Here is a 14,082-nt window from a genome sequence, read left to right on the forward strand (position 1 = left end):
ATTTTCGGCTACGATTCCACGGAAGAACCCGGTTTTTACAAAAAACACCACGCGAATCCTGCCTGATATGCCCGATTCGCGTGGTGTGTGGTATTGGATTATTTCCGGCTTAAACGCTTCTGAGGGGTGATCAGAAGGCGTGGATAATGACCCGTTCGGCAATCTTTTTAACCACCCAGGGGACCTCACCGGACCGTCGGGAAGGCGTGTGGTTTACCTTCCAGGTGCCTTCTTTTGTGCCTGCGATTAGTCTCGGATTATCGGAATTGACCAGCCCCGGTGTCCAGACCACTTTGAGCGATTGACCCGGTTCGAGAAACGTATAGCCCGCAAAGGGTTTGTACTGGTCTTTTTCCGGCAGCGAAATAACTTTCAAATCATCGTATCGTTTGCCCGGATCCCAAACCGACTCGATAAACGTATCATCCTGATAAACAAACCGGTATCCGGTAACGGGAATCCACTTGCCCTCCACTTCGTCGGACCAGGCCATGTAATCCGAGTGCAGCAAACCGGCTTCCCAGTGGGTTTCCAGTCCTTTGGTCCGGTCGGTAAATTCATAGCCCGGCAGTGGCTTCCAGTCGCCCTCGGTTGGGGTGGTTTCGGCATTGAACTCCGGATGTTTGATGCCCGCCAGCCATTTTACGCCGGTGATTTGCCAGAAAAACCGGGCATCGGCATTGCCGCTGTCGGCCCAGCCATACCCAGGGTCAGCCGGTTTCGACAAAAACAGGCCGCAGACCGTGATTTGGTTGGTCATGGCCACAACGAGATGCCACAACACGACCAGAGCGAATATGCCAATGGCAATTTTCTTGTAACTATTCATCCGTCAAAACCGTTTGGTCGTCCTGGTGTCCTTAAAATTTGACCGAAAGCCCAACCCGCGACGACGACAGGCCGGTGTAGCCCAGTTCCAGAAAGGCGCCGACCTTCGCGCCGAAGTAGTATTTTCCACCGATGAAGTAGTTCAGGAACAGCCCGCTGCGGGAATCATACCCGTAGCCATACCCCGAATCATTCCAGCGGAAGCTGCGGTAGCCCAGCCCCAGCCCGGCGTACAGGTCGACCTTCTGGGTGTTCAACTTCAGCAGCCGGTTGGCGTGGAAAGACCCCCGAAGGCCCAGATACGTGGCGGTGTAGCGCCAGCGGGAGCTGTTGTAGTAGTAATCGCCGTAATTGCCGGAGTTATAATCCAGTTGAGCGCCGACGCTGAAATCCTTGTCAACGCCCACTTCATACGATAGACCAATGGGATTGCCGTAGTAATACGATGACAAACCGACACCGATATTGAGCAGGTTGTCGCCTTTTTTGTAGCCGTAGCTGGGCGAGCGGCTCGATTTCCAGGCATACCCCCGAACGGGCGACGGTTGGGTCGTCGTACTCGGTGGGGGTGGTGGCGGAGTGGGTGGTGGCGGTGGGGGCGGAGTGGTTTTCTGGGGAAGTTTCGACGAATTGGCCCGGTCCGCAGCGGGGGTGCCGGGCGTGCGCGGTGCCGGTTTTCTGGCAGGTGCGGCAGCCGGCGTTTTCAGAACCCGGGCTTTGGTCTGGGCGCGAACGGCAACCGACAGACCGAGGGCGAGCAGGATCATCAATATGGTCAGGGACTTTTTCATTTGTGGGCTGGTTTAGAGAAGTTAAATCTTCTTGAAATCGGTGAACTGGCCATGAACCGTGAGGGTGTAGTTGCCAGGCCCCCGTCTGGTCGCAGAAGGATACGATTGCACCATGATCCGGTAGGTTCCTTGTGTTACTTTTTCAACCGCGAGATAAGTTGACTTGACCGCACAACAGGTGTTGTCGAGCTGCTGACCGACGCTGTTCTGCAAGTTTATCCGAACGTCGATGTCGGCCGAGGAGAGATTAATATCCAGTGGCGAATTATTATTGGTAATCTGGATCGTATAGGTATCGAATGCCCCGCCTGAAGCCCAATTTCCCGATACGGTTGTCGACTGTGAGACCACCCGTTTCAGACTACCTACTTTGCCGAATACGTTCAGACGATAACTTCCAATGCTTCCCCGCTCACGGGTACCAGCCATAACCGTGTAAGTGCCTTTTTTGGCGGCAATAATTTTGAATCCATAGCGGTTACCGTATTCCTTTGTAACAAGTTGCCCCAATTCATCATATAAATGCAGCGAAATATCCGTATCGGGCGATTCCAGTTCAACATCGATGCTGGTGTTGTCGTCGGTAATGTCAAACGTGTAGAAATGATTCTTGAATGATTTATCGAGACCTCCACCGCCCAGCGTTCCCCAGTTTTGGGTCTCCGATTGCAGAAGTTGCGACGGTATTCGGACGGGTTCACCGTTTACCCCCAGCATCGTGAGTTCAAATTTGCCCACGGCCCGCCGGTCGGAGGTGACCACCACGCGGTATTTTCCGGCGTTGAGTTTATACGGTTTCGACATACTCCGCGATTGCCCGGTCACATCGATACGCTGTCCAAGCGGGTCGAACAAGGCATACGCTACATTGATGTCGGGTGAGGTAAGTCCGATAATCACTTCCTGATTTGCGTTTTTGACCTCAAAATTGAACTGGTAATTTTTGAAGGTATCGAAGTTATTGAAACCGCCCCCCCCACCCTGGGCTGCCACCCACTCGCCGGTAACCTTTTGGAGTGTAATAATCGGGTCAACAGGTGTAGGAACAACAGGTGTAGGCACAACGGGTGTAGGGGCAACGGGATCAGGTTCCCCTTCTTTTTTGCAACCCAGCAGAATGCCGATCAGCAGGGCGAAAAATAAACTACGTTTCATGGTCGTGTTCGTCTTGAATGTTGCGTTGGTAATTAATTGGTGGCCAGCGTGTAGCGGTTGTAAACGCTTCCCCGGTTTTTGATGCGGATGGTAAACAGACCGGTGTAGCGCGGTGTCCAGGAGGCCACACAGCCGTCGGTGTAATCGTCATCGCGGGCAATCAGGTTGCCGTTGTCGTCGTAGATATACAGGTCGAGATCCGTGTCGCCATCGCCCCGCAGGGCTACGACGGCCGACTCATACCCGCGAAACCGGATTTGGAATACGTCGACCGAGTTGGCAGAAACGCTGGTTGTGCTGTGCTTGGGTCCGCCAACGGCGCCCCGGGTGGGCAGAGCGGGCTTCACCCGGTTTGCCAGAGCCAGTACGGTCGCATCGCCTTTGGCCAGCCGTCGGGCGTCGATCAGCAGTTGTTCGGGATTGGCCAGGTCGGGCTTGGCGGGTTTGGAATCCGCCGGGGCCGATCCGGAGGGGTTCTGACGGGCGCTGGCGGGCAGGGGGCTGACATTCAGTTTGTACATCATGTCGGCAGCCGTGATCAGACACAACGCATTTTTCGTGGCATAACCGTAGCGGGCCAGGCTCAGGGCCGAGCTGTAGTCCTGCACCTTCTGGGTTTGGGGAGTTGTCGGTACGGCGGGTTTTTCGGTCTCTTCGGACTTGGTGACCGGAGTCTTCTGGGCCGACAGGGAACCACACAACAGGGTTAAAATCAGGGCGAAAATAGCGGGCTTTTTCATGGGACTTAGCAAAATGTTTGGTTGTTTAGTAGGTTATTCAGGAGGGGGGGTAAAATGTAACAACCCGTCCGGAAAAATTTTACAACCTTTTTTTGCTTCCGCGTCACGCCCGTCAGTTACCCCGGAAAAGCCCGGAACTCCTCACGGTTTCACCAGGGCCTGCGCCTGGGTCAGCACCAACTGTGCCAGCTCGGGCAGCTTGCTTTTTGTGCCCGTTACCACAAATTCGCCCACCGCAACGGTGGCCCTAAATACTTTACAGGACACCGAAATCTCCTCGCCCCGCAGTGTATAGCGACCGCTCAGGGTGTAAGCTCCCGGATAGTCTTTGGCCTCCATCGTGAGTACCGGCGCGTCGGCACCCCGCGTGGCGATGAGGTCGTTCAGGGCACTTTCGACCTTATTCTTCAAATCCAGCACGTCGTCAAACTGCGTTTCTTCCTGAAAGCTTCTGACCAGCAGCACCGGTTTGGGTTCGGATATCCGGATTTTGGCTTTCACCTCCTCCGTCACCCGCCCAACATCGAAACTGCGCTGGTTCTGAATTCCCCGGTAGAATGGTTGCTGGATACCACCAATGCCTTTGGCCAGCAGCGGAACCTGCTCTACGGCATAGCCCAGCCACTTTTCTACGTCCACAAACTCCTCGGAACCTTCCCGGCGCAGGGCCGCACCCCGCAGGCCTTTCAAGAGTGCGTAGGTGAGTAACCCCTGCCCATACACGCTGGCTTCGTAGCTGACGGCATCAGCCGCCGAACCGGCCAGCACGTAAAAACCGGTTCGCTCCTGGAGCCGATCCAATGCCCGGATCTGGCTGGCGGGAATGTCACGGGCCGCGACGAGCAGCTTCTCTGCGCCTTTGCCAGCCGCGCACACATCCAGAATCAGGAGCTTTTTGCGGGCCGGGATCAGGTTGAGATAACGGGTCAGCTCCTGGCTCGACAGGGCGTAGGTCTGGCGAATGGCCGGATCGGTGAGGTAACTGGCGTCGGCCGAGGTGGCCCCGGCGGTGAGGTAATACAAATCGCCATCCTGTCCGCCGTAGTTGATGGCGTGGCCCGACAGGTGTAGTACAAACAGATCCTCCGGCCGGGTTTTCTGAGCGGCTTCCAACGCTTTTATAATGTCGGCTTTGGTGGATTGGGGTGGTGCGCCCGGCTTGGTAACGAGCCGTTGCACGCTTACATTCGTCGGGCCGAGCAGTTCGGTGGCGGCCAGTTGCAGACCATTCGCAATCTGCTCGGCATCGGTATGGGCAAAGTGCAGCCCGACGTTGGAGGTGCCGACCACCACGGCCCAAAGCCGCACGGTTTTGCGAAGGCCCGACGATGACGGCTTCTCGGCTATGCCTCCCCTTGTCGTAACACCAGGCCGGTAGCTGATTTCGGCGGGGCGGCTGCGCAGCCAGTTGGCCCCATTGAGTGCCACCACCCGAACGGTATTGAGCGTGTCGAATCGATTGGCAAACCGGTTCAATGACAGCGTGAGGGTAAGGTCATTTTTGTTCACATCCCGCACCGGATTAGCGCGCAAATCATTGACGACTTCAGCCCCGTTGATGAAGACCGAAACCGGACCAATGCCACCCCGACGGTTTTTGAGCTTGACAGTCAGCTTGTCATCTTTCAGGGAAAGCTGAATGCTGGGCGGCAGGTTGACCCCTTCGAAAGCGGGCACCTGACGAAGGGTCTCTTTGCTGCTTCCCATCAGAATAGGTAGCAAACCCGGCTGATAGTAGCGCTGTTTCAGTTGTTCCAGTTCAATTACTTTCCACGGTTCGTCGCGGTCCGTGGAGTCGTTGACCACGTAGTGCATGAGATTCATTGCTCCCGGTGAGGCATCGAACAAACCGGTGGGAGTGGTTACGACCCAATCGGTTGAGTTAATGGCGATGAGCGTAGCGAGTTCTCTACCGGTTTCCGTATCCCAGATTTTGGTCGTGTTGTCTTCGGAACCGGAAAAAATGAAGCGGCCATCGGAGGAGAAACATACAGAGTTAACCGCATTTAAATGAACTTCAAAATTGCGAATTAATTTACCCGTACTGACTTCCCATAATTTAAGAGTTTGATCCCCGGACCCGGAGAGGATGTACTTTCCATTGGGTGAAAACGCTACCGAATAGACACTCTTCGTATGTGCGTTAAAAATTCGTATCAGCTTGCCCGTGTTGACCTCCCAAAGAATAAGCTTTCCGTCATCTGCCCCTGATAATGCATAATGACTATCGGGCGAGAAAGCAACGGAATTGACCCATGCTGAATGACCTTCAAAACTCCTTATTAACTGACCGGTATTGGTATCCCAAAGTTTGAGCGTTTTATCCATAGACCCCGACAATGCGAGAAGACCATCCGGCGAGAAACAAGCCGACGTTAAAAATTTTGTATGCCCTTCAAAATTTCGCACCAATTTTCCTGTACTGATCTCCCATAGCTTTAGCGTATTATCCGACGATGCTCCTGAAAGCGCATAACGCCCATCTGGTGAGAAAGAAATTGACCTGATAACCGCATTAGGAATACGACTTGTACTTTTATGTCCTTCAAAGCTTTGCACTAACTGTCCTGTATTGGTATTCCATAAGTGGATGGTTCCACTATTTGTTCTGGATAAGATAGAGGAACTGTTAGGGGAGGGGAATATTCTGTAAATTGAACCAGAAGGACTATAAAAACTCCGCACCAGCCTGCCCGAGTTAATTTCCCATAATCGGAGCGAACCATCCGCTGAAAAGATATACTGGTTATCGAACGAGACCCTAATGGAGTATATTCCAGAAGAATAACCCGTAAAGATTTGTATCAGTTTTCCTGTTTTGATCTCCCATAACTTCAGTTTTCTGTCAAACGATCCTGATAAAGCATGACGACCATCGGGAGAGAAGCAAACGGAGGTTACATTATATTTGTGACTAAAAGTCCGTATCAGTTTTCCTGTGCTAATCTCCCATAATTTAAGCGTATTGTCACCTGAACCCGAAAGGGCATAAAAACCATCGGGAGAGAAACGAACGGAGGTTACGTCATAGGTATGTCCCTCAAAAGTTCGTACTAATTCTCCGGTTTTTATATTCCATAATTTAAGAGTCTTGTCCTGCGATCCTGATAAAGCGTAATTTCCATCCGGTGAGAAACAGACGGTACCAATCACACCAGCATGCCCCTCAAAAGTTCGCAATAAATTTCCGGTATTAACCTCCCAGAGCTTGAGTGTATAATCCTTATAATTCCAGGATCCTGACAGAATGTAGCGATCATCTGGTGAAAAACAGGCTGAGCGAATGGCACCAACGCGGTCCCTTAACGTTCGTAGTAATAAACCCGTGCTAATTTCCCAAACTTTCAGGGTCTTATCAAACGATCCTGAAAGAGCGTAACGACCATCGGAAGAAAAGCAAACCGAGCAAACAGTTTCAATATGTCCTATAAAAGTTCGTACTAACTTCCCCGTACCCGTATCCCATAACTTCAGTGTCTTGTCATTAGATCCGGATAAGATTAAGCGGCCATCTGGCGAAAAAACCGCTGACTCAACCCAACTCGTATGACCTTCAAAACGGCGTAACAATTTTCCTGTACTGATTTCCCAAAGAATAAGAGTATGATCCAAAGATGCTGAAAGCACGTATTTTCCGTTGGGTGAATAAGCCACGGAGTTTATAGCACCTGTATGCCCAATCGGCACCACCAGCTCCGGTTTCTGGCTGTAGGTGATGAGAGAGGCCAGCAAGAGATAGAAAAACAGGATAAACAGCAGCAGGGTTTTCATCGTGATCCGTTCGTAAGATGCAGGTTGACAGGGTAACGTCTTCAAAAGCGGGGAGCTAGGGGCGTGGTTCCGGGCCGGAACCCATCAGACTGGGCAAAAGACCGGGTCGGTAGTCGGGGTGTTTAAACGGCTCCTGTCCAAACACTTTCCACGGTTCAGCGTGGTTCGTGGGATCATTGACTACGTGGTGCAGGCATTTCATCGCGTCTGGTGAGGCATCGAATAACCCGTCCGGCGTGGTGACGACCCAATCGGCAGTATCAATGATAATCAGCGTGGCGATTTCCCGGCCGGTGTCTACATCCCAAAGTTTGATGGTATTATCTTCGGAACCGGAAAGGATGACGCGGCCATCGGGCGAAAAGGCGACAGCCGTAATTTTGTCTGTATGGCCTTCCAGCCGCCGGAGCAATTTTCCGGAACGGACTTCCCAAAGGATCAGCGTTTTATCCTCGGATCCTGAAAGCGCATAACGACCGTCCGGGGAGAAAGCGATGGCACGAACCGAGCCCGTGTGCCCCGCCAGCCGTCGCCGTAATTTACCCGTACTACCGTTCCGAAGAATCAGGGTTTTATCATCAGATCCCGACAGGAGATCGCGACCATCGGGCGAAAAAGCAATGCAGGTAATCGAGTCGGTATGGCCTCTCATCCGTTTTAGCAATTTCCCCGTACGGACTTCCCAAAAGAGAAGCTGGTTATTCCAGGACCCGGCCATGGCATAACGGCCGTCGGGCGAAAAAGCAATGCTGCTAATCCCGCTTGTATGCCCCTTTAGCGGTTGCAGTTTTCCCGTACGGACTTCCCAAAGAATGAGCTCCTGATAACCGTCAATCGACAGGAAATAGCGACTGTCGGGGGAGAAAGCAATGGAATTAATCGAACTTGTGTGGCCTTCTAACGGTCGTACTAATTCCCCGGTGCTGACGTCCCAAAGGATCAGCGTTTTATTCCAGGACCACGACAAGGCATAACGGCCGTCGGGAAAGAAGGCCGCCGACTCAGCCCAGCCGGTATGGCCTTCAAACTCCAGTCGCCGGATTCGTTTACCCGTACTAACCTCCCAAAGCGTAGGATGCTCGAAATCGGTTCCTGACAACAGATAGCGACCATCGGGGGCGAAGGCGACTGACTGAATCGGGGCGCTATACTTTTTCCCGGTGCGCTCCCAATAGCCTCCCGAATGGTCTTCCAGCCGTTGCAATTTTCCCGAACGGACATCCCCCACGATGAGGGTGTCAGGGTTTCCTTCCGATAGGGCAAAGTGTCCGCTGGGCGAGAAGGAGATCGCCCGAATCTGCGCTCTATGGCCTTTGAACTGTCGTATAAATTCCCCCGTACTGACGTCCCAAAGAATAAGGGTGTGATCTTCTGACCCCGATATGGCAAAACGACTATCGGGCGAAAAGGCGACAGCCCAAATCTCCAGCGGATGGCCTTCCAATTGTCGTATTTGTTCTCCCGTATTGACGTCCCAAAGATCAGCGGTATTGTAGTTTCCTGCCAGGATGTAGCGACTATTGGGGGAGAAGGCAAAGAAGACAGGCACCTCCCGATAGCTCGTATTCAACGCTTGCACCAGGCTGCCCGAATTCATATCACAGAGGATAATCGTGAAATAAGACTTTTCCACCACGGAGTAGGTGCCTTTCGGGGCAAAAGGGCTGAGCACAGGAGAGAGCGATTCGCTCCGGGAAAGCGCGGCAAACGCCACAAAGCGACCGTCGGGCGAGAAGGCTACGGGCGCGACACTCTCCGTATGGCGTCCTACGATCCTGCCTGTAGCGACTTCCCAAAGCAGAACCGTTTCGTCCCGGGAGCCCGACAAAACGTAGCGCCCGTCGGGTGAGAAGGCCACGGAATCAACCTGGTCCGTGTGGCTTTCCAGTCGGCGCACCACCATACCCGAACTGACTTCCCAAAGTAGAATCGTTTTGTCCGAGGAGCCCGACACGGCATAGTGCCCATCGGGTGAGAAGGCCACGGAATCAACCTGGTCCGTGTGGCTTTCCAGTCGGCGCACCACCGTACCCGAACTAACTTCCCAAAGTAAAATCGTTTTGTCCCACGATCCCGACAAAACGTAGCGCCCGTCGGGTGAGAAGGCCACGGAAGAAACACCGTCGGTATGACCTTTCAACTGGTTTAGCAATTTTCCCGAACTGACTTCCCAAAGAATGAGTGTCTTGTCCGAAGAGCCCGATAAGAGATAGCGACCATCGGGCGAAAAAGCGACCGAGGCAACACTATTGGTATGCCCAATCGGTACGACCAGTTCTGGTTTTGGGGTATGATTGGGGTGTTTCATCGCGATCATTTTACAGGATTCAGGTTGGGCGTCCGTTGGGTGAAAATACGCTACAAGATAAAAATGAATTGAAATTCAGCCAATCGATCCCCACACCCGGCTTCGTGAAGACCGAAACCGGGTGTTGTTTCAATGGATATGGATAAAATCGGAAAACCGTGGTGTGACGGGTGTTACATTTGGTTATTCTTGCGGAATAAAGAAATGTAACAGGTTCGCCGAAAAAAAACCGTTGTCGCATGGGCCAGCCCTTTTTCATGCACTTTGTACTGGCAGTTAGCCTGCTTTTTCCCGTTTCTCCTCCGAAAAAACCGGTCGATCAAACGGTTTTGATGCACCAAGTTTATGCCCGGCTGCTCCAGACCATTGGCAATCCGCCCGATGCGCCCGTGCTGAAACTCCTGCCACGGCGACAAACCGGTGTCGAAGGCCGGCTGAGATACCGACCCGATAATCCGACCCGAATCGAACTGGGTGACGATGTGCTATCGCTCTGCGGGGGCTTTGGTGCCGAGGCCGATGCTGCACTGGCCTGTTTGCTGGGGCATGAACTGGGTCATTTTCAGTATCGGCACGGCAGTAAAAAGGAATTCTTTTCGCCGTTGGAAGTGCCAAACAGCAACCCCAATTCGCCCGAAAATCAGGAAGCCCTCGCCGATCGTTCGGGGGTATTTATGGCTTATCTGTCGGGCTACGATGCTTTTTCACTGGCCCCGGAAGTCTATACCCGGTTTTACGACGCTTTCGTACACGGTCAATTGACGGGGTATCTCAGCAAGCAGCAACGCTTAAAAATGGTGGCCGACACCACCGACCGGGTGCGGGAACTGGCCCAACTGTTCGAGGTCGGCGAAATCAGTTACCTTATGCGCGATTATGAATCTGCCAGTAATGCTTTTGTCGGGTTAATCAAACGGTATCCGAGTGCTGCAACGCGCAACAATCTTGGAGCGATCAAACTCAATCAGGCGCTGGCCCTGATGCCTTTAGCAAAGGAAGATCCCCGGCTGCGGTTTGAATTTCCGGTCGAATTCGATAGCGATAACCGGCTGCTGACCGTGCTGCGACGCGATCGCTCACTGCCGTTTCGGCAACTGTTGACCGAAGCCCGGACCCTTTTTCGAATCGCTTTGTCGGAGCAACCCACGCACCAGACGGCCGGGCTCAACCTGTCCATTGCGGAGTATCTGCTCAATAATTCCGACGAGGCCCGGCAAACGCTGGCCAATTTGCAGAAACCGCTGTCGGCCAATGCCCATCTGATGTTGGGCATCGTTCAGGCCGACCTCGGTCAGACTGACGAAGCCCGGAAGTCGTTCAAGCTGGCGGTAACACAGGGGGCTTTTCGGGCAGCCGGGAATCTGTCGTATTTTGAAAAAGGCCTGCAACCCGGCTGGAAACAGTGGCTGGACGGCTTCGTTCGGGAGCGGGATGCGAAATCGGAGAAACAGACACCCATTCCAGCCTGGCCAGATCCGAAGAATTTGCCCAAACTTCCGCCGATGGAACAACTCCCCGGCGTTTCAAAGGCCGCCCGGATCGCCCGAACCGACTCGCTGACCAGCTACTGGCTGCCGATTGCCGACGAGCCAGCCAGGAGTTCGTCGCCAACGGTGCGGATGTACCGGATCCTGAAAAGCAGTCGACTGGCCCTGAAAGGGCTCGCCATCGGTAGTCCGGCCAGTCAGCTAAAGCGGTATGGGACGCCGGCGACCGTTATCGCCGGTGCCCGGAACACGGTTTTCTACGGATTTCGGAGTGCCAAACGGTGGCTTTTTCTGGAATACCGCGACAGTCGGCTGGCGGGCTGGGTGGCTGCCGAAACTAATTGATCGGTAAAAGCGGTTTTCGTTCGCCAAAGGTCTGTTTATCAAGCTGGTAGGATTTTCCCTGGGGCGTTCTGAGTAAATAGTCGCCCTCACGCCGATCGCTCAGAATCCATTGTTTTGCATCGGCAGGCAGCTCAGGCAGGAAAAGCTGGATACGGCCTTCACCGCTGCTGTATTCGCCCCCGGACGGCCCCCGGCTGTTGAATTCAACCGAAAAAGTCGTCCGGTTAACTGAGCTGTCAGTTGCCATCGCGAAGTCCCGTTGGTCATACGGAATTTCGACGGCCAGCATTTCCGGAGCGCGGTTGTTGTAGGCCAGCCAGCCTAAGCCCACCACCAGAACGAGGACGGCTGCGGCCCGGACCCAGGTTTGCCGCCAAATCGGTACCGGCAGCGGCTTCACGATGCCTCGCTTCGGCCGGTTTGCCATGAACTGCGCTACGAGATCGTGCTCTTCGGCCTGTTTCTGCACTTCGATTTCGCGGTTAAGCGCCTGTTGAACCAGTACATCGGTTCGAAAAACCGGGTCCTCGTCCATTTTCTGGCGAACCAGGGCCTGTGCCGACGCATCGAGTTTTCCGGCCAGGAATGCCTCGATAAAGGTCCATTTATTTTCGTCCGTAATCATTGGGCTGAGGGGGTGACGTTAAGTTTGCTTTTCAGGCAATCATAAATCTTTTGCCGGGTTTCTTTCAGGCGTACACTCGCGGTGTGGGCGTCCTTATAGCCGGCCATTGCGGCAATTTGTTCCATGCTTAGTTTGTCGAAACTACTGTCTATGTCTTCGTCACTGAGCAGGCCTTTGTCGTAGCCTTTCCAGAAGGCGTATTTGAGTCGCAGCAACAATTGCCGTCGATCCAGTAACTGCTTGAAACAGTCAGCAATGGAGCGCTGGAGTTCTGCGTAGTCAATTCGTTTGAGAAGGGGTCGGAAGTCATCGGGTCGACCTGGTGTTGTATTTTCCTGGACAACCTCTTCGAACCGCAGGTGAAGATCAACACTGTCGGGCTCCTGATTGTCATCGGGCGGTACGGGGTAATCGAAGGTTCCGATGTCGTCGTCTCCATCCGATTCATAGGGTGTTTCGAGCCATTGCCACGAATCTTTTCGATTGATGCCCAATTGTTTTAGTGCCTTGTACCGGGCAATTCCTTTTACCACGGTTGAGATGAGGGCCATCACCGGTTTTTGGTTGGAGATCATCTCAAAAAACACCCTGAAACTGTCGTTCAGAACCTCTTGTTCCTGGTCGGTGGTCCGAAAGGTGTAGGCACTTAAAAACCGCTGGACGGTGGCCTGATTTTCGGCCATGATCTGGTTCATGGCTGTAGCCTGCTTTCGGGCGTCGCCGTGTACGGCCAGCCAGACTTGGGCCTGCTCCCGGGTCAGCCGTTTCGCAAAAGCGGTTTGTTTCAGTCGCTGCTTGGTGGCCACCCGCCGGATGTGGAGAGCCGTCTCCAGCGTTCTGCCCGTAATCTGGTCGATAGCCGGTTCTGAGAGAAAGGCAAAGTCAGTCGTCAAGGTTTGAGAAATAACGGGTTCGATCTGTGACAGATACAGCGGAAGGTCGTCGGGAGTGCGCGGGGGGGCAGCCATCAGGAACAGGAGCGATTAAGCCACAAAGTAAAGAAAAAGCCGCCACATTACACTCCCGTAACGTGGCGGCTGTTTTTTACCGTCCTGGTGGTCTGGTCGGCCGCTCAGGTGCGTCGTCGGCGGAAGTAACACGGACAGCGGGCTGTGTTTCGGCAGGAGCGGGTTCAACCGCTACCGATTCGCAGGCACTCATCGCCAGCATCACCACCAATCCGCACATGCCCAGCCAGCCCATAGCCGAAGCTTTGGCTTTCTTTTGCATAGTGGTAACCCTTTTACGGGTCGTTTATTGGTTGGTGAAAACCGGCTCCGGGACGTCCGCTAAAAGCTTTCGAAGCAGGGTTTCGAAGGTGTATGCCCGGCTCCGAAAAAAAAATCACAACCCACCTGAAAAAAATGTTACATTCCTCGGCAATTGCGGAATATGGGTATGAAACCTGATCCGCTTCCGCATGACCAGCCAGGACCAAAAGCTATATGAAGACCTTTGCTCAGACGACCCGCGCCAATTGGCCGGTGCGATCCGCCAGTTGACCCGTCGGGTCAAAGTGATTGCCCGGCGGATTGTGCTGGCCAATAGTGGAACCCATTCGGATATCGATGATGTGGTGCAGGACACGGTGGTGGCCGTTTGGCAGCAAATGCGCTCGGGCAGTTATCAGGTTCGGCACGGTATACCGTTGGATGCGTATTCAGCCAGCATTGTGCGGAATAAATGGTTGAGAACGCTGCAAAAGCGGTCGGTTGTCGTACCGGGCGATCTTGATGAGACCCGGACCAACGACGTACTGACCGAGCACCCTAAGCTCTCCGATCTGGAAGAGGCTCTGGCGCGGCTGGGTCAGGCCTGCCAGCGGTTACTCAAACTTTTTTACTGGGAGGGCTATTCCATGGAGGAAATTGCCCGCCTGCTGGAGATCACGATGGAAGCGGCTAAAGTGCGGAAATACCGCTGTATGCTGCGGCTGGGTGAAATCCTGCGCAAAAAAAGCGGTCGGGCTGAGTGATTTGCCCGTACCCAAACCGTTCTGATACCGAACGGATGATTGACTAAAAACACCAGG

11 protein-coding genes and 1 pseudogene are annotated in these 14,082 nt (G+C 53.6%); 2 read left to right on the forward strand and 10 right to left on the reverse strand.

Features of this window, described 5'->3' with window-relative positions:
* Positions 1-130: 130 nt before the first annotated feature.
* The 7 genes and pseudogenes from ACO064_RS18935 to ACO064_RS18965 form a co-directional block, all read right to left on the reverse strand.
* A complete protein-coding gene (locus tag ACO064_RS18935; protein ID WP_421828797.1) occupies positions 131-829 on the reverse strand; it encodes a hypothetical protein in 699 nt (232 codons plus the stop codon).
* 31 nt (positions 830-860) lie between these two features.
* A complete protein-coding gene (locus tag ACO064_RS18940) occupies positions 861-1,619 on the reverse strand; it encodes a hypothetical protein (RefSeq protein ID WP_421828798.1) in 759 nt (252 codons plus the stop codon).
* 21 nt (positions 1,620-1,640) lie between these two features.
* Positions 1,641-2,774, reverse strand: a complete 1,134-nt coding sequence (locus ACO064_RS18945) for a hypothetical protein (protein ID WP_421828799.1) — start codon at positions 2,772-2,774, stop codon at positions 1,641-1,643.
* 32 nt (positions 2,775-2,806) lie between these two features.
* On the reverse strand, positions 2,807-3,514 hold the full coding sequence (locus ACO064_RS18950) for a hypothetical protein (RefSeq protein WP_421828800.1): 708 nt from the start codon (positions 3,512-3,514) through the stop codon (positions 2,807-2,809).
* 141 nt (positions 3,515-3,655) lie between these two features.
* On the reverse strand, positions 3,656-5,338 hold the full coding sequence (locus ACO064_RS18955; RefSeq protein WP_421831088.1) for a caspase family protein: 1,683 nt from the start codon (positions 5,336-5,338) through the stop codon (positions 3,656-3,658).
* A gap of 111 nt (positions 5,339-5,449) precedes the next feature.
* Positions 5,450-7,285: pseudogene (locus ACO064_RS18960) on the reverse strand (WD40 repeat domain-containing protein); the annotation flags it as partial.
* A gap of 55 nt (positions 7,286-7,340) precedes the next feature.
* A complete protein-coding gene (locus ACO064_RS18965) occupies positions 7,341-9,602 on the reverse strand; it encodes a WD40 repeat domain-containing protein (RefSeq protein WP_421828801.1) in 2,262 nt (753 codons plus the stop codon).
* Positions 9,603-9,832: 230 nt separating this feature from the next.
* Here ACO064_RS18965 and ACO064_RS18970 point away from each other — a divergent pair, with 230 nt between their 5' ends.
* Positions 9,833-11,425 (forward strand): tetratricopeptide repeat protein, encoded by a 1,593-nt coding sequence (locus ACO064_RS18970; RefSeq protein ID WP_421828802.1) that lies wholly within the window; start codon positions 9,833-9,835, stop codon positions 11,423-11,425.
* On the opposite strand, the gene ACO064_RS18975 is transcribed toward ACO064_RS18970, so the two are convergent.
* From ACO064_RS18975 to ACO064_RS18985, 3 genes are all read right to left on the reverse strand, one after another.
* Positions 11,418-12,050, reverse strand: a complete 633-nt coding sequence (locus ACO064_RS18975; protein WP_421828803.1) for a hypothetical protein — start codon at positions 12,048-12,050, stop codon at positions 11,418-11,420. The genes ACO064_RS18970 and ACO064_RS18975 overlap by 8 nt on opposite strands.
* The gene (locus ACO064_RS18980; RefSeq protein WP_421828804.1) at positions 12,047-13,018 is read right to left on the reverse strand and encodes a hypothetical protein; all 972 of its coding nucleotides are present in this window, start codon (positions 13,016-13,018) and stop codon (positions 12,047-12,049) included. Before ACO064_RS18980 ends, ACO064_RS18975 begins: the two co-directional genes overlap by 4 nt.
* Before the next feature lie 76 nt (positions 13,019-13,094).
* A complete protein-coding gene (locus ACO064_RS18985) occupies positions 13,095-13,280 on the reverse strand; it encodes a hypothetical protein (RefSeq protein WP_421828805.1) in 186 nt (61 codons plus the stop codon).
* Between the two features lie 190 nt (positions 13,281-13,470).
* Between ACO064_RS18985 and ACO064_RS18990 the strand changes: the two genes are divergently transcribed.
* Positions 13,471-14,025, forward strand: coding sequence for an RNA polymerase sigma factor (locus ACO064_RS18990; protein WP_421828806.1), 555 nt, complete (start codon positions 13,471-13,473; stop codon positions 14,023-14,025).
* Positions 14,026-14,082 lie beyond the last annotated feature (57 nt).

The sequence above is a fragment of the Larkinella sp. genome, assembly GCF_965227735.1.
In the GTDB taxonomy this organism is placed as follows: domain Bacteria; phylum Bacteroidota; class Bacteroidia; order Cytophagales; family Spirosomataceae; genus Larkinella.